The organism is Paenibacillus sp. sgz302114, from assembly GCF_056120345.1.
The window spans coordinates 251,713-272,639 of sequence record NZ_JBVYOI010000001.1 but is presented as its reverse complement, the minus strand read 5'-3'; the positions used below and the strand labels follow the sequence as shown (position 1 = coordinate 272,639).

The 20,927-nt window shown below is 50.2% G+C and carries 18 protein-coding genes; 2 read left to right on the top strand and 16 right to left on the bottom strand.

The window, feature by feature from the left end; translation table 11 throughout:
* Nucleotides 1–111: 111 nt before the first annotated feature.
* From AC0LWF_RS01180 to AC0LWF_RS01155, 6 genes are all read right to left on the bottom strand, one after another.
* On the bottom strand, nt 112–1,281 hold the full coding sequence (locus tag AC0LWF_RS01180; protein WP_474649751.1) for an EAL domain-containing protein: 1,170 nt from the start codon (nt 1,279–1,281) through the stop codon (nt 112–114).
* A 1-nt stretch (nt 1,282) separates the two neighbouring features.
* Nucleotides 1,283–2,833, bottom strand: coding sequence for a GGDEF domain-containing protein (locus tag AC0LWF_RS01175; protein WP_474649750.1), 1,551 nt, complete (start codon nt 2,831–2,833; stop codon nt 1,283–1,285).
* Nucleotides 2,834–2,990: 157 nt separating this feature from the next.
* A complete protein-coding gene (pstB, locus tag AC0LWF_RS01170; RefSeq protein WP_474649749.1) occupies nt 2,991–3,752 on the bottom strand; it encodes a phosphate ABC transporter ATP-binding protein PstB in 762 nt (253 codons plus the stop codon).
* A gap of 13 nt (nt 3,753–3,765) precedes the next feature.
* Nucleotides 3,766–4,653, bottom strand: a complete 888-nt coding sequence (pstA, locus tag AC0LWF_RS01165) for a phosphate ABC transporter permease PstA (protein ID WP_474649748.1) — start codon at nt 4,651–4,653, stop codon at nt 3,766–3,768.
* Entirely contained in the window at nt 4,650–5,588 is a 939-nt protein-coding gene (gene pstC, locus AC0LWF_RS01160) for a phosphate ABC transporter permease subunit PstC (RefSeq protein ID WP_474649747.1), read from the bottom strand. Before pstC (AC0LWF_RS01160) ends, pstA (AC0LWF_RS01165) begins: the two co-directional genes overlap by 4 nt.
* Before the next feature lie 114 nt (nt 5,589–5,702).
* On the bottom strand, nt 5,703–6,644 hold the full coding sequence (locus tag AC0LWF_RS01155; RefSeq protein ID WP_474649746.1) for a phosphate ABC transporter substrate-binding protein: 942 nt from the start codon (nt 6,642–6,644) through the stop codon (nt 5,703–5,705).
* Nucleotides 6,645–6,829: 185 nt separating this feature from the next.
* On the opposite strand from AC0LWF_RS01155, the gene AC0LWF_RS01150 reads away from it, so the two are divergent.
* Nucleotides 6,830–7,831 carry a LysR family transcriptional regulator gene (locus tag AC0LWF_RS01150; RefSeq protein ID WP_474649745.1) on the top strand — a complete coding sequence of 334 codons (1,002 nt, stop codon included), beginning with the start codon at nt 6,830–6,832 and terminating at the stop codon, nt 7,829–7,831.
* Between the two features lie 101 nt (nt 7,832–7,932).
* Here AC0LWF_RS01150 and phoU read toward each other — a convergent pair whose 3' ends face one another.
* From phoU to AC0LWF_RS01115, 7 genes are all read right to left on the bottom strand, one after another.
* A complete protein-coding gene (gene phoU, locus AC0LWF_RS01145) occupies nt 7,933–8,592 on the bottom strand; it encodes a phosphate signaling complex protein PhoU (protein ID WP_474650445.1) in 660 nt (219 codons plus the stop codon).
* A gap of 88 nt (nt 8,593–8,680) precedes the next feature.
* The gene (pstB, locus tag AC0LWF_RS01140) at nt 8,681–9,451 is read right to left on the bottom strand and encodes a phosphate ABC transporter ATP-binding protein PstB (protein ID WP_474649744.1); all 771 of its coding nucleotides are present in this window, start codon (nt 9,449–9,451) and stop codon (nt 8,681–8,683) included.
* Between the two features lie 1,039 nt (nt 9,452–10,490).
* Entirely contained in the window at nt 10,491–11,672 is a 1,182-nt protein-coding gene (locus tag AC0LWF_RS01135) for a methyl-accepting chemotaxis protein (protein WP_474649743.1), read from the bottom strand.
* Between the two features lie 111 nt (nt 11,673–11,783).
* Nucleotides 11,784–12,698, bottom strand: a complete 915-nt coding sequence (gene pstA, locus AC0LWF_RS01130; protein WP_474649742.1) for a phosphate ABC transporter permease PstA — start codon at nt 12,696–12,698, stop codon at nt 11,784–11,786.
* A complete protein-coding gene (gene pstC / locus AC0LWF_RS01125) occupies nt 12,695–13,654 on the bottom strand; it encodes a phosphate ABC transporter permease subunit PstC (RefSeq protein ID WP_474650444.1) in 960 nt (319 codons plus the stop codon). The genes pstA (AC0LWF_RS01130) and pstC (AC0LWF_RS01125) overlap by 4 nt, the downstream gene beginning before the upstream one ends.
* A gap of 87 nt (nt 13,655–13,741) precedes the next feature.
* On the bottom strand, nt 13,742–14,605 hold the full coding sequence (locus AC0LWF_RS01120) for a phosphate ABC transporter substrate-binding protein (protein ID WP_474649741.1): 864 nt from the start codon (nt 14,603–14,605) through the stop codon (nt 13,742–13,744).
* A gap of 36 nt (nt 14,606–14,641) precedes the next feature.
* Nucleotides 14,642–16,045 (bottom strand): stalk domain-containing protein, encoded by a 1,404-nt coding sequence (locus tag AC0LWF_RS01115; protein WP_474649740.1) that lies wholly within the window; start codon nt 16,043–16,045, stop codon nt 14,642–14,644.
* A 345-nt stretch (nt 16,046–16,390) separates the two neighbouring features.
* Here AC0LWF_RS01115 and AC0LWF_RS01110 point away from each other — a divergent pair, with 345 nt between their 5' ends.
* On the top strand, nt 16,391–16,969 hold the full coding sequence (locus tag AC0LWF_RS01110) for a GNAT family N-acetyltransferase (protein WP_474649739.1): 579 nt from the start codon (nt 16,391–16,393) through the stop codon (nt 16,967–16,969).
* 75 nt (nt 16,970–17,044) lie between these two features.
* On the opposite strand, the gene AC0LWF_RS01105 is transcribed toward AC0LWF_RS01110, so the two are convergent.
* The 3 genes from AC0LWF_RS01105 to AC0LWF_RS01095 all read right to left on the bottom strand — a co-directional run bounded on the left by AC0LWF_RS01105 (nt 17,045) and on the right by AC0LWF_RS01095 (nt 20,887).
* Nucleotides 17,045–18,580 (bottom strand): MDR family MFS transporter, encoded by a 1,536-nt coding sequence (locus AC0LWF_RS01105; protein WP_474649738.1) that lies wholly within the window; start codon nt 18,578–18,580, stop codon nt 17,045–17,047.
* Between the two features lie 53 nt (nt 18,581–18,633).
* Nucleotides 18,634–19,254 (bottom strand): PadR family transcriptional regulator, encoded by a 621-nt coding sequence (locus AC0LWF_RS01100; RefSeq protein ID WP_474649737.1) that lies wholly within the window; start codon nt 19,252–19,254, stop codon nt 18,634–18,636.
* A gap of 196 nt (nt 19,255–19,450) precedes the next feature.
* The gene (locus tag AC0LWF_RS01095) at nt 19,451–20,887 is read right to left on the bottom strand and encodes an S-layer homology domain-containing protein (protein WP_474649736.1); all 1,437 of its coding nucleotides are present in this window, start codon (nt 20,885–20,887) and stop codon (nt 19,451–19,453) included.
* Nucleotides 20,888–20,927: the final 40 nt, after the last annotated feature.

The window sequence follows — 20,927 nt, the reverse complement described above, 5'->3', positions numbered from 1 at the left end:
CACCTTATTTTTCCTACTGATTATCATAGCATAAAGCAAACAAGCTTTCCCACCAAAGACGCGAGGCAAGCCATGCGTTTAAGTGAAAAAGCCTGTTTCATAAGTCTTCATTTAACCGATCGTCGGTCTTGGCCGTCCGAGCAGATAGCCCTGCGCATATTGCACGCCAAGCGCTTTCACATACGTAAGCTCCTCTTCCTCTTCGATGCCCTCTGCTACGAGCGAGATGTTCATCTGCGCTGCCAGCTCGGTGAAGGTATGAACGAGATGGCCTTTCATTTCGTCTTGATGGATGCCACTGATAAGCGATCGGTCGATCTTGATGTAGTCCGGCTTCAGTTCAACGATGGATTGCAAGGACGAGTAACCCGCTCCCGCATCATCAATCGCGATCTCATAACCTTGGCTGCGATAATGCTCAAGCAGCTTCTTCGCCGAGGCGAAATCCTCAATCGAGCTCCGTTCCGTTATTTCGAATACGACATGATGCGGCGACAGCCCGTATTGCTCGAGCAGCAAGAGCGTCTGTCCCGGCGTGAAGGTCGGGTCCTGCATAATCTGCGCCGTCATATTAATGAACAGCTTCTGTCCGCTCGATAGTCCCGTGCTGCATTCGATCGCCCGTTCCCGGGCAAGCCGGTCAACGGAGTATGTAAGACCTTCTTCCGCGGCAAAATCAAACAACGGCAGCGGTCCGTCAAACCACTGCTGCGCCGGCACCCTCGTAAGTGCCTCATAGCCATAGGCCGCACCGGTCCCGCACTGCAGCGAAATGATGGGCTGATACACCGGCTGAATGAGGCGTCCATGCAAGATCTGATCCAGCGTGCGCCGCTTCAGGCCGCGTTCTGTCGCACTCGTCGACTGGCCGTGAATAATGGCCTGTTTGATCCCTTCGTACATCCGTTCCTGCTCGGAACGAATGCCAGTGTCGAGGATCGAGACGCCTGCATGAAGACTAAGCTCAGGCACATGGCCGCCGAATACCGCATGAACAAACTGCTGCTCCCAATCCTGTTTCATCTGACTGCCTAGCTCGAGCAGCTGTTCTTCCATCAGTTCCCTCCTTACATAAGGCAGCTTGATGCAGACGAACAGATCGTCCCGCAGCCATAGTCGCGATAATCCGCTTAGACCTTCCGGCTTCTGCTTCTGCAGCACCTGCTCGGCGAACGGCTTCCACTCCGCCTTCAGCCTGCCGCTAATTTCCATTTGCTCCTGAGCCTTGCCGTGCCATGCGAAATAGATGATCCCCATCTGCTCTTTGTTTGCTGCTATCACATTATTCCCTCTCTCGGATGCTCTCGGGTATTCCGGCTGCAACATAGGCACTACCGCTCACCGCCTTCGCCTGTTTCTTCAATCTGGCAGCGGCCTGCGAGATCATCGCTGGCGTCACCTTATGCTCTCCATCCCAGCGCAGCAGAGACAACGATAACGTAACGCCGTCTTGCTCCACCGTCTTACCGCTTCGGTCCATAACCGCTATGCTGGCTTTCGCGCCTTGATGATAGGCACCAATTCCCCCGTCAAACCGCGCAATCATATATTTGCACAGCTTGATGGGATCTTCCGTCTCTGACAGTACGATGAAGTCATCTCCGCCAATATGGCCGACAAAATCATGCTGCTCCCCCGCATGCCCAGTCACGTCCTCCATCACAGTGGCAAGGAACCGAATCAGCTCATCACCTTGGCTGAAGCCGTAGCAATCGTTATACCATTTGAAATAATCCAAATCGCCATAGATGATCGAGAAGGGCTTGCCTGCGTCGATACGCCGCTGCATCTCTCGTTGAATGGTCGCATTGCCAGGCAATCCGGTCAGCGGATTCGCCGTTCTCGCTTCCTCGGTGCGCAGCTGAGTCATACATTCCAGAATAGAACGAATGGATGCGGCGCCGATCAGCTTCTCGTGCCGTGTAATAAGGACGACATGGTAAAGCCTTGATATATCTCGCGCCATCGCCTGCTGCGCAACCTGCTCAACGGTCAGGTTTGCATCGACAACGAGCGCTTCTTCATCCATCATTCTTGTAATCGAGCGGTTCCAATAAAGCGGCAATCCGAACTGTCCAGCGAGCAGCTGATTCATATTCTCCTTCATGACGAGCCCTAGCGGCTTGCCTTCACTTGCGATTACCGCACCCTGAACATGTGTGTTGATCTCGAACATACGGGCAAGATCCGACACGAGCGAGGCTGGAGAGAACGTTGGAATCGGCTTCGCGAGCGCTCCGATTAAGAATGGCGCTGGCGAGTCAGCAGGCAATCCTCTGGCCCCGCTTCCCCAACTCCATTCCTGATGCTCCCTCTCCTGGCTTCCGCTGGAATGAGCATCACGTTCCAATGCCACCGCCGCTTGTTCCATCGCCGCGCTTTGCACTTGCTGCAGCTGCTGTTTTAACATCGAAAGCACAGCTTCTCTAATTCCTTTGTAGATTGTCGCTTCCGCAGATCGCCCCGTTGCTGATGGAACTGCCGTTGCGAAGCCAATGATGATTTTGCCGCCTGTGCTGCTATTCCCCTCGAATCTTTCATAACCAAGGAGCAGCTTGCTCTGAAGGGAGTCGATAGCACTACGCAGCAGCTTGTCCAGCTTCTCTTCCGACTTGCCGACGCGCTGCAAGAAGAAGAAATAATCGTTCTCCATCCTATACCGCCATATGAGTCCTCGCTGCTGCATGACCCATTCTGACATCGCGTCTTGGACCGGCAAAGGCATTGCTGCGGATAAATGCGCGATGATGATCCCAATACCTCCGCTGCCCGACCTTTCCCGAAGGTGCTGAATCATCGCGCGGTCTAATAGCCCATATCCGATTTCGTCCACTCGCATCCCTCTTTAGGTATCCAGTCATATAGTAGGTGCTTCCAATCATTACTATTGTAGGACATGTATGTGATGGGAACGTGAAAGACTGTTAAATTCATGTAAAAATAAAAAGATCCGCGCCGCTTATCACATAAGCAGCATTCGGATCTACTATTCAGCCGAAACGGCCGGAAATATAATCGTCCGTCGCCTTCTCTGACGGGTTCGTGAAGATTTTGTCTGTCTTGTCGTACTCGACGACTTTACCCATATAGAAGAACGCCGTCTTGTCAGATACGCGCGCAGCTTGATGCATGTTGTGCGTAACGATGACAATGGTGTACTCCTGCTTCAGCTCGGAAATAAGCTCCTCTACCTTCGCTGTCGATACCGGATCAAGCGCGGAGGCCGGTTCATCCATCAGTATGATCTGGGGCTTAACCGCGATGGAACGCGCAATACAGAGACGCTGCTGCTGGCCGCCGGACAGCGCCAGTGCGGAATTATGCAGACGGTCCTTCGTCTCGTCCCACAGCGCAGCTTTGCGGAGGCAGTCTTCTACGATATGGTCCAGATGCTTCTTGTCCTTGATGCCATGATAGCGCGGACCGAAAGCGATATTCTCGTAAATCGATTTATGAAAAGGATTCGGGCGCTGCCATACCATGCCGATCTTCTGACGAAGCAGAACGACGTCGACGCCTGGCTCATTAATGTTCTGGCCATCGATCCAAATTTCCCCGGTAACACTTGCATTGTCAATCGTATCGTTCATCCGGTTCAAGCTGCGCAGAAACGTAGATTTGCCACAGCCGGAAGGACCGATGAGCGCCGTAACCTCGCGAGGTGCGAAATCAAGCGACACCCCTTTAATCGCTTCCTTCTCACCATAGAAGACATGCAAATTTTTTGCTGATAAACCGCCTTGTGTATGCAAAATTGTCACTCTCCTATTTGGTCGCAGTAAATTTACGGTGCAGGTATCTTCCAAACCATCTAGCTCCGAAGTTGAAGATCAAAACCATAAGGATCAGAACCGCCGACGCGCCAGCTGCAATTTGCGCGGCATCCGGTGCAAGTCCTTCGCTGTTGATCTTCCAGAGGTGCACGGCCAGTGTTTCAGCCGGTCGGAACGGGTTAATTGGAGAGCGCGGGTCTAGCGGATTCCAGTTGGTAAAATCAAGCCGCGGAGAGCTCATGCCGGCTGTGAACAGCAATGCTGCTGCTTCACCGAATACACGGCCCGCTGCAAGAATCGTCCCAGTTACAATTGCAGGTGTTGCGATCGGCAGCATAACCGAAGTGATCGTTTTCCAGCGGGAGAGGCCAAGCGCGAGGCTTGCTTCCTTCTGCTCACGCGGTACGTTCTTCAGAGCTTGCTCTGTAATACGAACCATCAGAGGTAAGTTGAATACGGTGAGCGCCAGTGCGCCCGAGAATAACGAGAAGCCAATGCCAAACAAGTTGACGATAACTAGCAAACCGAACAAACCGATAACGATGGATGGGAACGACGAAAGCACTTCAACGATCAAGCGGATCGCGTCCGTCAAACGCCCTGCTTTCGCATATTCACTCATATAGATGCCGGCGCCAAGGCCGAGCGGAATTGTAATAATTAGCGTAAGCACAAGCAAGAACAGCGAGTTGAACAATTGCGGTCCGATACCGCCGCCAGCTTTGATCGTCTGCGGTGCAGAAGTCAAGAAGTGCCAGCTGATATGGCCGATGCCACGGAACAAGATAAACCCAAGCAAACTCGCAAGAATCAATACGATGAGTGCGGATACAGCGTAAATGACCCCGGTTGCGATACGATCTGCCGTTTTTGCGCTCATCGATTTCTTCTCCTTTCAAGGAAGCGAACTACGAATACGAACACGAATGTCATTGCGAGTAGAATGAGTGCCAAGGACCAAAGTGCATTGTTATGCGCAGAGCCCATAACCGTATTGCCCATATCAAGCGTAATGACGCTAGTCAGCGTCGATGCCGACTCGAACAGCGAGTGCGGGATGTGCGGCGAGTTGCCAATTACCATCTGAACGGCGAGAGCTTCACCGAATGCACGCGACATGCCGAGTACAACGCCTGTCAGAAGCGAAGGCAATGTCGTCGGAATGACGATGCGGTAAATGGTCTGCCAGCGCGTTGCGCCAAGTGCGAAGGAGCCTTCCTTAAGACCCGCGGACAAGCCGGAAAGGGCATCCGTGGCAATAGTCGTAATCGTCGGCAGAATCATCAGCGACAGTACGATTGACCCTGCCGCAATACCGATCCCTTGACCTGGAAAAATCGCGCGGAGCGCAGGAACGACTACGCTCAGTCCAACAAATCCGAATACAACAGATGGAATGCCTGCAAGCAATTCAATAACCGGCTGCAGAATACGTTTGCCAAGACCGGGCATAATTTGTGTCATAAATACCGCAGCGCATACGCCGAGCGGAGCTGCGATCAAAGCTGCAAGCAGAGAAGTGCTGAATGAGCCGAAGATGAACGGCAAAGCGCCATATAGCGGAATGTCGCCTTCAGGATCCCATTTAAATCCGCTGAGAAGCCCGCTGAGGCTGACGCCATCACTAACAAACGTAGTCAAACCGCGGGAAGAGACGAAATATACGATAGCTCCGATTGTCACGACAAGCACAAGAATACAGAGCGCCGTGTACACCTTGCCTACCCACTCTTCCACCAAATGCGGTTTAACGAGAGCTCTTGTTGATTTTACTGGTTGCACATATTGTTTTTCAGTAGCAGCGGGCCGCTCCATGGATTTTCTCTCCTTCTACAAGCATTTCTATGTTCCTTGGTTAAACACCAGAGGAAGCAAGAGGCGGATCGCTCCACCTCTTGCTCTCCCTCCTGCGTTACTTATTATTTTATGTTATTTGGTGATGTTGCCAGCTGCATCGCGTTTTACTTGCATTTTGCCGACTGGGATGTAGCCAAGCTCTACAACGTCGCTGTTCTGGATGGCATCGCTCATCAGGTAGTCAATGAATGCTTTTGCTACTGCATTAGGCTCGCCTTTTGTATACACATGCTCGTAAGCCCATACTGGATAGCTGCCGGATACGATGTTCTCTTCTTTTGCTTCTACGCCTTCGTATTTCACTGTTTTTACAGAATCATCGAGGTAGGAAAGTGCTAGGTAACCGATAGCGCCTGGTGTTTCTGCAACAAGCTTCTTAACTGTACCGGACGAATCTTCTTGGATCGAACCTTGAATGTCTTCGGATTTCGTGCCAAGCGCGAATTTCTCGAACGTTTTGCGAGTACCGGAGCTGCTTGGACGGTTAACGATTGTAATTTTTTGATCTTTGCCGCCTACGTCTTTCCAGTTCGTTACTTTACCAGTGAAGATGTCGACCAATTGTTGTTTAGTCAGGTTGTCGATAGCAACTTCTTTGTTAATGACTGTAGCCATTGCAACGACTGCTACTTGATGGTCAACCAATTCTTTTGCTTTATCTGCATCTGCATCAACGAATTTCTCTTCAGCGAAGATATCGGAGTTACCGAGGTCTGCTTGACCTGCGGATACTTGCGTCAGGCCAGTACCACTGCCGCCGCCTTGAACTTGAACCGTAACGTCTGCGTATTTCGCGTCTTCCATGAACTTCTTCGAAACTTGCTCAACGAGTGGTTGAAGCGCTGTGGAGCCTGCTGCCAGAAGCGATCCGTTTAGAGCGTCTCCGCCCGCGTTTGATGTGTTCTCTGTATTGCTATTTTGTGAATTGCCGTTAGTGCTCGCATTTTTGGAGCCGCAAGCTGCAAGTCCGATTGTCAACATCAGTGCTACAACAACGAGTAATACCTTTTTCATTTCGTTAGTTTCTCCTTCCGCTCCCAGGCGGTTTATTTGTTTACAAGACTTATTGTAACGGCGGCGTATTAATGTGATATTTTCGAAGTGTTAACGCAATGATAAAAGTATATAGAATAATTGAATATTAAATGGGGGTATTATAAAATCTATATATAATCTCGCCATTTGGGAGCTCAAATATTATGAATATATTAAGATTGCAAATTTTGGTATTGCTAGATCAGTTGAAAAAGGTCACCGCAGTAGCCGAAGTGCTTGGCGTCAAGCAGCCGACCGTCAGCTTTCATATGAAGAAACTCGAAGAGGAATGGGGCACGCCGCTCTTTGAGATGAAGACTGGGAAAGTGCTGCTCACTGAGGCTGGAAGGCTCCTCTGCCATTATGCAGCGGGCATTGATCGGTTATATCGAGAAGCAGAAGCTCGATTTGCCGTGCTTGAGCAAGAGGGAAAGCATCAGTTCGTTGTTGGCTGCACGGATTGCGCGGCTGCAATTCTATTCGAGGACGATTGGTATGCGCGTGTTACCGAAGCTGCCGAGGTGCAGATTAAGCTTGTGACCGGATCGAGCGGTGAGTTATTAGCGAAGCTTAGAGATGGCACGGTCGATCTTATTGTAACTGGCCGATTGAACGGCAGCAGTGCAACGAACGCGGCGAATTCGGCGAATTCGCCGAATGTACCGAATGTATCGAATGCGTCGAATGCACAAACCATAACGCACCGGACAACTCTGACTCAGACCGAGTCGCCTCCATTATTAGAAGAAGTGCTGCATGAACGACCGCTCGTCATCTATATGTCGGAGTCGCATCCACTTGCGAAGTCAGCGGCGATTCCTTCGTATCGATTAGCGGCATTGCCTTTTGTAAAGCTTGAGGATCGTGAGCTGGAGGAGGCGCTGCTCGTTTGGGAGGCGCATGAGAAAGTCAATCTGACATTTACGCTGTCGACGGATCGGATTCAACATGCGCTGAGTGCCGTTCGCTCCGGCAGTTTAGTTGCGATATTGCCGGCTTTGAAGAGTTCGCAGCTGCCAAAGGGCATTGCGCTGATCCCGTTAACCGGGGCGCAGAAGTCTTACCCATTGACTGCGATTTGGCGCAGCGATTATTGGAATCCCGCCCTGCTTCAGCGATTGAGCGGCTTGATGAAGGAGCTGCTAGCTAAGCAAGAAGCTGAATAATAAAAAAGCAGCTGATATCACGAAGGCGTGTTGTTGCTCGCTTCGGATCAGCTGCTGCGTATAGGGTCTAGGTTTGGCGGGTACGATAAGATCGGCTATATTTATGCGTTCAAGTCAGGACGGGAGCCTGTTACAAGATAAACAACGGATTCGCCGATATTCGTTGCATGGTCGGCGAAGCGCTCGATGTAACGTCCCACGAAGCTCAGCAGATTTGCCTGCGAAATCGTTCTAGGATCTTCCATCATAATGGTAAGCAGCTCGCGAATGATTTGCGCATAGAGGGCGTCGACGAGATCGTCGTCTTTTGCCATTTTGTAAGCCATGTTTACATTTTCCTGGACATACGATTGGATGGATTCGTATGTCATCATTTGCACGATTTGGCTCATGCGCGGCAGGTCGATCAGGGGCTTGATCAGCGATTGTCCTTCGAGTCGTACAACGACCTTCGCAATGTCAACGGCAAGGTCGCCCATTCGCTCCAGGTCGCTGGCAATCTTGAAGGCGACGAGAATCCGTCTGAGATCCTTCGCTACGGGCTGCTGCGTTGCGATCAGGCGCGATCCGATTTCGGATATTTTTTCTTCGATCTTGTTCAGCTCTTTATCTTCAATGATAAGCCGTTTCGCTGCGGTTACATCTACCTTCTCCAGCGCTTGCATCGATTGCGTCAACGCGGTTTCAACGCGGCGGCCCATCTCAACGATCATTTCGTTCAACTCTTCAAGTCCATGATCGAGTTCTCTACGTTTCGTCATCATGCGTTAGATGCTCTCCTCTATTTTAGGCTTATTGGTTGGTTGGTTGGTTGGTTGGTTGGTTCGTTGGTTGCTTGGCGGAATTGTTTTATCCAAAACGTCCGCTAATGTAATCTTCCGTACGTTGGTCACGCGGGTTCGAGAACAGCTTCTCCGTGTCGGAGTACTCTACCACTTCACCGTTCAAGAAAAACACCGTTTGATTGGATACACGCGCCGCTTGGTGCATGTTGTGCGTTACCATGACGATCGTATATTTGTCTTTCAGCTCTTGCGCAAGCTCTTCAATCTTCAGCGTAGAAATCGGGTCAAGCGCGGAAGTGGCTTCGTCCATGAGCAGAACATCTGGGCCTACCGCGATTGCGCGAGCGATACAAAGACGCTGCTGCTGACCGCCGGAAAGGCTAAGCGCCGAGCGCTTGAGATGATCCTTCACTTCCTCCCACAGTGCAGCGGAACGGAGCGAAGTTTCCACGATCTCGTCTAGCTTGCTCTTGCTGCGGATTCCGTGCAGACGCGGGCCGTATGCAACGTTATCGTAGATCGATTTCGGGAACGGATTTGGCTGCTGGAACACCATGCCGACCTTTTTGCGAAGTGTCTCTACATCTACTTCTTTGGAGTAGATATCCGCGCCGCCGATCGTGATTTTACCGTCAATGCGCGTGCCGGGAATCATGTCGTTCATCCGGTTCAGCGTACGAAGCAGCGTCGACTTCCCGCAGCCGGAGGGCCCGATGAATGCAGTGATCGCTTTCTCAGGGATATCCATACTCACGTTCTTGAGCGCGTGAAAGCTTCCATAATGTAAATTCAATTTGCTAATATCAATCAAGGTTTGCGTAGCTGTAGTTTGCATGCTGTACCCCTTTCAGGTGGGTGGACTATTCAAATTCATTCGATCATGATCAATTGTGTCTCTGCTAGATTAGCTTCCAATTGTCATGTTTATATGATCGTTTTGTAAACTCTATATTAAAATTGTTCGGCGCGAGTTGTGCGAGTGGCATTGGTACTGAAAGCATGATGCCAGAGCCCGCGGGATTTGAGGCTGAGAAAGCTAATCGCGGGAAGTCGCTCGCTTCGAGCGCCGAGAGCGGGAATCGCCTCTCTCAGAGCCGAGAATGAGATTTTTTGTGTGCGAGAGCGGGTTTTCCCTCTCTCGGGTGCGCTAATCGCGTGAATAGTCGCTCGCTTCGAGCGCCGAGAGTCAAAATTCACTCTTCCAAGCAACATCCGCACCGCCAATTTAGGCACTCAATTCTGAGAGATCATATATGTTCTTTCAACTTCAAACTTAGCCGATTCCAGCGTTGAGAGATCATATGCGCTCTCTCAAGAGCATTTAGTCAGCGTAAATTGTCAATTCCACCTCCGAGAGAACATATACGTTCTCTCGGCCTCATTATTAGTTGGTTTCGGTGCAGAGAGATCATATATGTTCTCTCAGCCTATCAAGTGGTGCTTCATGGGGCTTAGTTGCGATGAGTTTAGCAAGTTCAGCGAGTTTAAAGTGATTGGTTAGTTTGATGAATTCTGATTGTTTGGCGGGGTTGGCGGGGCTCGCGGGGTTGGCCACAGCTTGGTGCGTAGTAAAGTTCACGAAAATCAGGTTCATATAAGGGGGAAACATGAACCTGATTCCCGGGGTTAGTTTACGGGTTACGGGTTACGGGTTACGGGTTACGGGTTACGGGTTACGGGTTACGGGTTACGGGTTACGGGTTACGGGTTACGGGTTACGGGTTACGTGTTGCCGGTTGCCGGTTCCGGGCTTCCGGGGGCTCTGCAACCCAGCTGTTTCCAGAGTTCCGGGCTTACTAGGTTCCGCCCCCGTCCCGAAATCCCCCACACCACTCCACAAAAAAACGACCCGCAAACCGGGTCGCTTCCTCTCTCTAACGATTGACCTGCATATCCGCCATCAGCTGCTTCATCTGCTCGGTGACGCGCTGCGATTGCTGATACGCATCGCTGGCGAGCTTGCCGATCTCGCCTGCGCTTCTGCTGTTGCCTGCGGCAGTGTGGAACAGCTGCTGAAACACATCAGCGGCTTCCTTGACATACGACTGACTCGCATCCGCCTCCGACTTACCTTCGCCGACTAGATGCACCGTCTCCTTGACAGCCTCGAGAATCGCACTGATGAACAAGTTAATATCATCAGCAGACTGCTTCGTCTGCGTCGCGAGCTTGCGCACCTCGTCCGCGACTACAGCGAAGCCGCGTCCATGCTCGCCTGCGCGGGCCGCCTCGATTGTCGCGTTCACCGCGAGCAGATTACACTGATTCGCTAGCTCGCGAATCAGCTTCGATACTTTGCCGACCGCCCCAGCCCGATCCTGCAGCTCGCTAATTTGAACTTCCTGCACATTGGTCCGCGCCGACAAGCTTTGAAAGGCTGCCGACACCTTGTCCAGCTCATTCTTCCCTTTAAGCGTCAAATCGAGCATCGACTGCGACATCGACTCGCCAAGCTGCGAAGCTTCGTGCACCTGAACAACGGAACGGTCGATCTCGTGAATCATCGTTTCTGCGCCGATAATCGTCGCTACTTGCGATTGCACCGTCTTCTGTTGAATCAACCGCGACAGCTTAAGCAGATCCGACATCGTCAGAATGCCGACAAAACGGTCATCCTCGGCAACGATCACACAGTCATACACCGTCTTATCATCACGCCCAAGCGCCAGATCCAATAGCTGCTGCGGCAATATATGCCGGTTCACCATGAGCGGCCGCTCATCCATCAGCTTCGCAATCGATTTGCCATAATAGATTTCCCTGCCAAAACGGTGCGTCTGAATAATCGTCAACCTGTTCTTCATCACTAGTCCAAGTGGTTTATTCGCTTCATCGCACACGACAACACACTCATTGTCCGGTGCCACAGCGAACTGTTCGATGACTTCTTCACAAGTATGGCGAATTCCGACAATCGGTACGCTTCGAATGAATGGCACTAATATCTCATAGCCAATTTCAGTTATTGCCGATATTGCTTCTGCGTGATCTATGATGGGAGTCAATTTTTGAACGGTTTCGAGCTCAGCTTTTCTTTCTAGCACTAAAATAGACATTCGTTCTCTCCCTTCTGGGGCTATGTATCTACTTCAATACTATAGGTACTAAGCATTATCGTTATTACGGTTAAATGTTAAGCGAATGTCAAATTCCGACCCTTTTCGCGATTATCGCATTCTACGAGCGTTGATCCAAAGTGGAACACGGAACACGAGATTGATAAGCAAAACAACGAACACGAGCACAGCTGCCGACTTCTCTGCAATGAGCTGAGCGTCTGGAACAATCGCTTCCGACTGTACATACCACAAGTGAACCGCAAGCGTCGCGCCTGGTGACAGCAGATTGAAATCCCACATGACGCCGGACGAAGAAACGCCTGCTGTCAGAATAATAACAGCGCTCTCGCCGAAAGCACGGCCTGCTGTCAAACAGATTCCTGTAATAATCCCGTTCAGCGCCACAGGGATGATTACGCGGCGGATTGTCTGCAGATGCGTTGCGCCAAGCCCGAAAGAAGCCTGCTTCATTTCTTGCGGCACTGCGCGAATGGCTTCTTCCGTTACCCGTGTCAGCACAGGCAAATTCAAGAACGCCAAGCTGACCGCACCGCCAATAATGGTCAGACCGACGTCGAACTGCTCGACGAACAAAGCGATACCGAACAAGCCGAAAATAATCGAAGGTACGGATGCGAGTCCTTCAACGCAAATCCGGATAAAAGCAATAAATTTGTTCGCAGGCGCGAACTCCGCCAAGTAGATCCCCGCAGCCATGCCAAGCGGAATCGAAATGACTAGCGAGATAAACAGCACATAGAATGAGTTGAATAGAACCGGACCGACGCCTCCACCCTCGTCAATCTCGCTAGGCAGCCCAATGAGAAAGCCAAAGTCCAGCTTTGGAAGCCCTTTTTGCAAGATAAGGAACAAGAGACTGCAGATAAAAACAATTGTGCAAAGGCCGACGAGCCATACGACCCCGGTAAATAAGCGATTGTTCAAGCGGTTCAAGCCTTTACGCGAGGAGAAAGGGTTCGCCTGCGCTTGTAAAGTCGTGGATTTGGAAGTTTCCGTGCTCATTGCTTCACTCCTTTACCTTGAATCAAGCGAACAACAACAATCATTATGAGTGAGATTATGAGCAAAATAAAGCCCATCATATATAGCGCGTAGTTCCAAGTGGAATCAAACGGGACATTCGCGATTTGCATGACGATGTTGCTTGTCAGAACCGAAGTTGGTTTGAATAATGCGTTCGCCAGCTGTGGCGTATTACCGATAACCATGACGACCGCCATTGTTTCACCGATCGCACGGGCCATGCCAAGAATAACTGCATACATGATGCCGCTTTTTGCAGCAGGGATTACAACTCGAGTAATCGTTTGGAACCGGGTTGAACCAAGAGCATACGAAGCATCGCGGAACTTCTTAGGTACAGCGACGATAGAATCATCAATAATCCGGCTAATCGTAGGCAGTACCATGATCGTGAGGACGATCGCAGCAGCTAGAATACCATCCCCCATATTCGTGCCTGTTACGGAGCGGAGCATCGGAATCAGGACAGTCATACCAAGGAAACCGTAGACGACTGAAGGAATACCGACAAGCAGGTCAAGGATCGGACGAAGTGCTGTCTTGAGCCAGCTCGGTGTCATTTCGGCCAAGAAGACCGCGATGATAACGGAGAGCGGTACGGAAATCAGCATCGTCAATAAAGTAAGTGCAAACGTGCCGAAAATAAATATAAATGCACCATATTGATCATTCTCAGGTACCCATTCTGTACTGAAAAAGAAGTCCTTCACTGAAACCGTCTCAAAGGTTAGCACCCCTGTACGGCCCATAAGGAACAAGATCGAGAACAGGATGATACATACAAATACGGCGCTGGCGATGCAGATGACTTTAAACGTACGGTTATACAGAGATAGCCTTGCCTTACGGCCGAATTTCTTGCCTGATGAAGCTTTGAGACTGCTCCCCAGTTCATCCGTTTTCAATACCTTGCCAGAAGTGGGAACTTCCATCATGCTCATGGCGCTTTAACTCCTTTCGATTATAAGAGAAGCCAGCTTCGCATGTATCAACTGCAGAAGCTGGCTCCATCCATCCCTCAATTACTTCTTCATTGCGGAGAGCGGGATAAATTTAAGCTTTTTCAGAGAGCCGTTTTGGAACTTCGCGCTTTGGATGTACTCGATGAATGCTTTTACTGCGCCAGTAGGTTGGCCTTTAGTCATGTAGTAACCGTAGCCCCAAACTTTGTACGTACCGTTGATTACGTTAGCTGCTGTCGGAGCAACATTGTTGATTTTGAGAGCTGTCATTTTGCTAGTTACATAGACAAGGTCGATATAACCAATAGCATTAGGTGTAGTCTCGATCGCAGTCTTCATGTCACCGCTTGATTTAACCTCTTTGTAATTGTCGCCTTTAGTCATGTAGTCAGAGCCGTTCAACGCTTTCACTTGGAAGTTAACGCGTGTGCCGGAACCGAATGCACGGTTGATTACGATGATATCAGCGTCTTTACCGCCAACTTCTTTCCAGTTGGAGATTTTGCCGGAGAAGATACCTTGCAGCTGAACCGTTGTCAGGCTGCTTACGCCAACGTTGCTGTTCGTGATTGCTGCGAAAGGCGTTACTGCTACTTTGTTAGCTACAAGACCTGTGAAAGCTTTGAAGCCTGGTACGTCAAGCGATGCATCCCAGTCACATGCGCCGATATCTGCGATACCTTTACGTACAGATTGCGGACCCGTTACGGAGCCTGCTGCCGATGCCGAAATTTTCACTTTCGGGTTGAGCTTCTGAAATTCGTTCTTCGCTTGCAGCGTCAGTGGAAGAAGCGCCGAAGAACCGTTGATGACGATGCGTCCGCTCAGCTTGCTCGAAGCGCTGGCAACGGAAGTGATGGAACCGAATGCAACTGTCAATGCAATTGCAGCAAATGCAAAGCTTTTAAACCATTTTGTTTTCATAGAATGTGAGTTCTCCTCTCAATTTGGGACAATCTATTAGTTTGTTACTCTCTTGAACGTATCGCCATTCACAACATTAACGTTGCCGTCAATCACAATTGCAATCGGTGTGCCTGGAGCTGCGATTACTTCGCTTGCATCGCTATCTATCTTGCGTACCGTTTCCTTCACGCCAGTCAGAGCGTCCACTTTAATCAACGTAGATGCATCGCCGGAATCAACAAGTGCATATACCGTGTCGCCAGCGATAGTAGCTGCAAGCACGTCTTGATCGCCGATCAGCGTAGTCAATGTTTTGTCAGCTGCTACTGCAACCAAGGCAGAAGGCTTGTTGTCTACAGCGCTGATGTATACAGCCTTCGAGCCGTCAGTTGTTGCGCCAACGAATACTTTGTCATCCGTTTGCGAAGTAACTTGAACTGGCTTGCCGTCTTTAACCGTAGTGTCGAAGCTGAATACTTGCGGCTCCGTACCTGTCGTGTCGATTGCAACATCGTCAGCGTCAACTGGCTTCGTTGCATCAGCTGTTACTGTGCCTGGCTTCGTAATGGTATAGAAGAACTTCGTGCCGTCCTTCGATACGGCCAGGTTGGATTTGTAATCAACCTTGTCTTCAAGCACCTTCGTGATCGCACCGTCAGCGAGGTTCAGCTTCGCGATTACGGAGCCTTTGTCACCTAGCAGGAAGTAGATCGCGCTGCTGTCAGCTGCCCATACGAGCTCTGGCTTGATCGAGTTATCCGTGGAAACCGTCTTCGAAGCGAAGCTGCTGCTCTTCAGGTCGATTACATTTACCGTACCGTCTTCATTCGTGTAAACCGCAAGTGCGCCGTTCGGGGAAACGGTCAGATCAGAAGCTGATTCCGAGCTAAGAATCAGTTGGTATGCCGCTGTTTGAGCATCAACGATGTAATCGTTACGACCTGTTTCTGTCAGTTCCGAAACAAGCAGGTGGCTCGCATCGATCCAGTTAGCTGCGTCTGCGTGTACCTTCTGTACAACATCAATCGACAGTGTACCAGCATCATCAACATTTCCGTCCAGACCAAACGCGCTAAGGAAGTCTTCGGACGAGATATAGTAACTACCGCTCACGTTTTGCACGGCTTGCGCCAGTGTTACTGCTTCGCCGTCAACAAGCGCTTCGTTCGAACCTGCGTGAAGCTCAATTGCATGACCTTGGAAGTAAGCCGTTACGCCAGCTTTCACGTTGACAACGAATATTGCGCCTACCGCTGTTCCCAAGTCACGAAGCGATGCGAATGCAGCGCCTTGTGCTTGAATAGAACGAACCTGAACCGCCGAATCGTTGACCAATACGTTAAGTGTAGCTGCCGCCGAAGTAACTTGATTCGCAGTTGCCGCCGATACTACCCCACATGCTGTAGTGCTTAGCGCTGCTGCCAGTGCAGAAATCATAAGCGTTTTTTTCATAGACATTTGGCTCGTACTCACCCTTCTGGTATGGTTTCTTTTACCTAAACAACTATGTACAAGATTGATTATATGGATCTAGTGTTAAGAGGTCGTTAATCTAGTTCTCCGGTATTGTAAAGTAACAGTTAATCTATTGTGGATGTATTGTAAAGGAGTGCCACGGAACCAGCATCCAGCCCTTCAGCACAAAAAAAAGCCGCTTCCGTCGCCAATAAACGACAATAGAAGCAGCTCTTCAACGATGGTCTCAGTAATCACCAGCCAAATTTCATATTCATTTCATTTGAATTTAAGAATTACAAGGTAAGATCCTATTATCACTTATTAAAGATAAAAGGTTGATTATCCATGGAAGTATCCAACTCACTGTTTCATTCCTTCCCGCTCATTCAAACCAAACGATTGCGCCTGCGGCAAATACATCCGGCAGACGCGACAGACGTCTTCGACTTCTATTCAGATCCGCGCGTGATGCAGCACCAAGATTGGGCCGGGCCGCCGACGATCGAAGCAACGGAGTCATTGATCGATTCTTGGAATGAAGCTTACACCGATCGCAAGCTGCTGGCTTGGGGCATATCCCAGCATGAAGAGGACAAAGTCATCGGGTCCGTTATCCTTATGCCGACCAGAGGGACATTCGATGAAGTCCCTCAATTCCCCCTGTCGCTCGGATATGATCTGCACCCCAATTATTGGAATAGAGGTATCGCGTCCGAGGCGTTGAACGGCGTGCTCGACTTCAGCCGCAAATCGATTGGGTTTAATCGGATTCAGGCAGAAGTGCTGCCGGAGAATAAAGCGTCTATACGCGTGCTGCACAAGCTTGGGTTTCATGAGGAAGGTGTGCTGAAGCAGTATCTGATGCATGAAGTGACGCACAAGTTTCTTGATGTCGTCATGCTTGCGCTATTGCTTAATTCGTAACAAAGAAGCCTGCCGCCTAAGCCATGGGGCTTAGAACGACAGGCTTTTTAGGTTAGAACGATAAGCTTAACAATCTTAGTGCGACGGACCGTATTCACTGCTCTCTGCAATCGCGTCGAGCTTCTCGCGACCCATGAAGAACGCGAAGGCAAGCGCAAGTACAGATGGAATGATCGCCCACATGAAGGTGTAGGTGATGGAAGAGGACAGCGCCGCGACGATCTTATCCAACACTTCCGTCGGGATAAGCTTGCGCGTCTCCGGAGTCAGAATCGCTCGCGGATCGCTAAGGTCCAGATTGGCAGGAATTTGGGCGCTATCGGAACCTGCAAACGCATCTTTAAGCTTACCTGTCATAACGTGACTCTGAACAATACCAAATACCGTGATGCCAATCGTCATTCCGAGCGAGCGAAGGAAATTCAATGTCGCGCTCGCGGCACCACGTTCTCTAGGCGAGAACGAATAAATCGCAGCATTGCTCAGTACGGAGAACGAAGCGCCAATGCCGAGTCCAACAAGTATCATGAAGATCGTTACAATGAAACGAGTGGAATCAACACCGAGTGTGGTAAGCAAAATATTTCCAAGAACAAGGGTTGCTAACGTTGGCCACATAAGTGTACGGAATGATAATTTGGTCATTAAGAAACCGCCGCCAGAAGCTGTAACAACCGAAGCTAGCATCATCGGCAGAAGCACAAGACCGGCGTTCGTTGCTTTTCCGCCCAGTACCCCTTGAATGAATATCGGGATGTACACAGACGCAGTAATAAACGCCGCGCCGCTGAACATCGCCATCGCGTTACTGGTCCAGTAAAGCCGCTTGCGGAACATTTTAAAGCTAATAATAGGCTCAGATACTTTACTCTCAATAATGATAAACGCGATGAGCATGACCGCGAATCCGGCGAACAAGCCGAGAATGCGCGCAGAGTCCCAAGCATAATTCGGTTTGCCGCCAAGCTCGAGCGCGAACATGAGGCAGACGATGCCGGCTACCAGCGTGAAGGCGCCGCCCCAGTCGATTTTCTGCTTGGAGTGCTCTACCGACTCCTTATAGAAGAAGGCAATCATAACGAAAGCAATTAAGCCAAGCGGCAAATTAATGTAGAAGATCCATTCCCACTTGATGTAATCCGTAATGTACGCACCAAGAAGCGGACCGAATATACTTGACATACCGAATACCGCACCGAACAAACCGCCAAGCTTACCGCGACTCTCGAGAGGGACGGCGTCGAACATGATCGTGAATGCAATCGGAACGAGTGCGCCGCCGCCAATACCTTGAATAGCACGATAAATGCTAAGCTCTACAATCGAATGCGCCGTTCCGCATAGAATGGAGCCGAGCATAAACGTCAAAATTCCGAATATGAAAAATTTCTTGCGTCCGTACATATCGGACAGCTTTCCGAAGATCGGCATGCCGGCCATCTCCGCTACCATATAGGCGGATGTCACCCATACGAATTTGTCCATTCCACCGAGATCGTGGACGATTGTTCCCATTGCTGTTGCTACGATCGTATTGTCCATGGATGCCATCAGAATGCCTAACAGCAAGCCAGCGACTACGATACCCACATTATTACGCTTTGCTACCATTGTGTGAAGCTCCCCTCCAGTTCATAAAATGATTCGTGTTGTGATCCCCGCCATTACAGCTCATCATCAAAAATCGGCACCGTGTTCGACCACGCTTGCTCGCCTTCCTGCAGCTCCGTGAAGCTTCCATCCTTAATATCCCGAATAAAAGCTTGAAGCCATGAGAACTCCGATTCCAGCTGATGCAGAATGAACTGCTGCTCCACAATGTAGATTCGTGCAAGCCCCTTGCTCAAGAAAAGCTCAATACTCGCACGCCGCTCCACAATTTCCTTCTCGATGTAGCCGACGCGTTGATGGAGCAGCTCTATCGTCTCCTGCGGGGCAATGTGGCCGATGAGCGACAGAGCCGCCGGGAAGTGCGGATACTCCTTCACCGGTGAATAGATCAGCTCCCGGAGCCATTCATGAAATCCTGCACGGCCTGCATCCGTTGGCGCATAGATCGTACGTTCAGGATGCCTCCCTTCCCGCTCCGTCTGAAGCGACACAATCCACTTCTGCTTAAGCAGCGATTCAACAACGGAATAGAGCGAGCCATTGTTCAGCTTGATCACATCCGGAATGCCGCGCTGCTTCATCGTTGCGGAAATTTCATACGGATGCATCGGTTTCTCAATGAGCAATGACAAGACAGCTAGTGCCAGCATGTTGTTCACTTTCCGTTTGAGCATCTCCCATTCTCTCCTTCGAAACGCAGTAACACCGCATAGTCTACTTCGACTATACGGTTTCGGATGATCAAAGTCAACGGTCCCGGGACTGATTTCATTTCTACATTTCTCTATAACTTGCCCCAGAGCATAATAAAAAGCCCGAAGTACCTCGCGAGTACTTTAGGCTTCTATTCAGTGCTGGAATAACGGCTAATTACAACGTCTTATACGCACGAATGATAAGTGCGATCGCTTGCTCACGCGTTACTTTGCCCAGCGGATCGATCTTGCCACCGCCGACGCCTTTCATAATTCCTTTGCTAGACAGAAAACCGACGGCATCCCGTGCCCAAGCAGCAATTTGAGATTGATCCGTGAATGAAGGGTGATTATCTGAATTGACCAGCGCCGGATCGGCCGCTTGCGCAGCTCGGTACAGCATCACGCAGATTTCCTGACGTGTAATCGTCGCCTTCGGGGAGAATGTCGTAGCTGACGTACCTTTTACGATGCCAAGCTGGCTCGCTTCCAACACATGCCTATCAACCGTATCGGAGAAGGTAATAGGCTTTGTTAGCTGTACGGTTGTGCCAGTCATCGCTTGATACAATTGAACGACGATTCCGGCGAATTCTTCTCTTGTAATTGAACTCTGATAACGGTTTAGTACGACATCAGTCGTTAGTTTCTGCTTGATTGCCTCGATCAGATCAGGCTTCGCCCACTCGCTGGCTCCTGCAACGAGAGCCGCAAGCTGCTCGTCGGTGATAGGCGGCACACTTGTTCCAGCGCCTATTCCAGAACCTGCCCCGGTCCCTGTTCCACCTGTGTTCCCGCCGACTATCTCGCCTAGATCTGGAAGTTTGATCCCCGGAGCCACGGATATAACATCGATATCCGTAATTGAATCGATAAGTAACCTCTTCTTCGTCTGAAAAAGACGCGGCACGTCGCCTGGAATCAAATAATCCGGCAGCGTAAACTTATCGATGATCATTTCGACTGAATAGACATAGACGGTCTCCGGACTCGTTACAGGATCGGTGAAGCTAAGCGGTCCCATATGATCCATCGTATCATTGACATAGAAGACCTTTTCGCCGTCCTTGCCGCCTGTTCGTTTGATCTGATAGTACGATTCCATGTTCGAATTATCATTCCAAGCAAGAGTAACGGAGCCGCCCTTGTTCTCCGTTAGGGTCAAACCATCCAACTGAACGGGCTGCTTGACAGGGAAAGGGCCGATCGTGATGGAAGGATGGCTATTGGAACCAAACAGAGGCGAGTATTCAGAATCCAGCCTCAGCTTCACGCTTGTTATTGATGAATCGAGCGGCAGACTGAATGAGCCCCCGAATCCAGGTGCATATGCATTCAACTCCTGAACCGGATACCAATTGAGACCATTATCTGAAGAGTACATAATATTCGTGCTTTCTACATCCGTGTTGATTGCTTTATCATCCGCAACACTGTAGCTAATCTTCGCCCCGCCAATTAAGTAAGGTGCGCCGAACGTTAAAAGTTGGAACTTGGAGATGTGCACCTCCGCATGCGCCCTCGGAAGCGGCAGCGCTACGGAAACGAGCAGCATTGCACATAACAGACATATAAGCCTCCGCGCGTATGCACCGCCATTCAAACTTAGCATCCTCTTACCTCCCACATAACGATCTCATGCAACTCTCTAC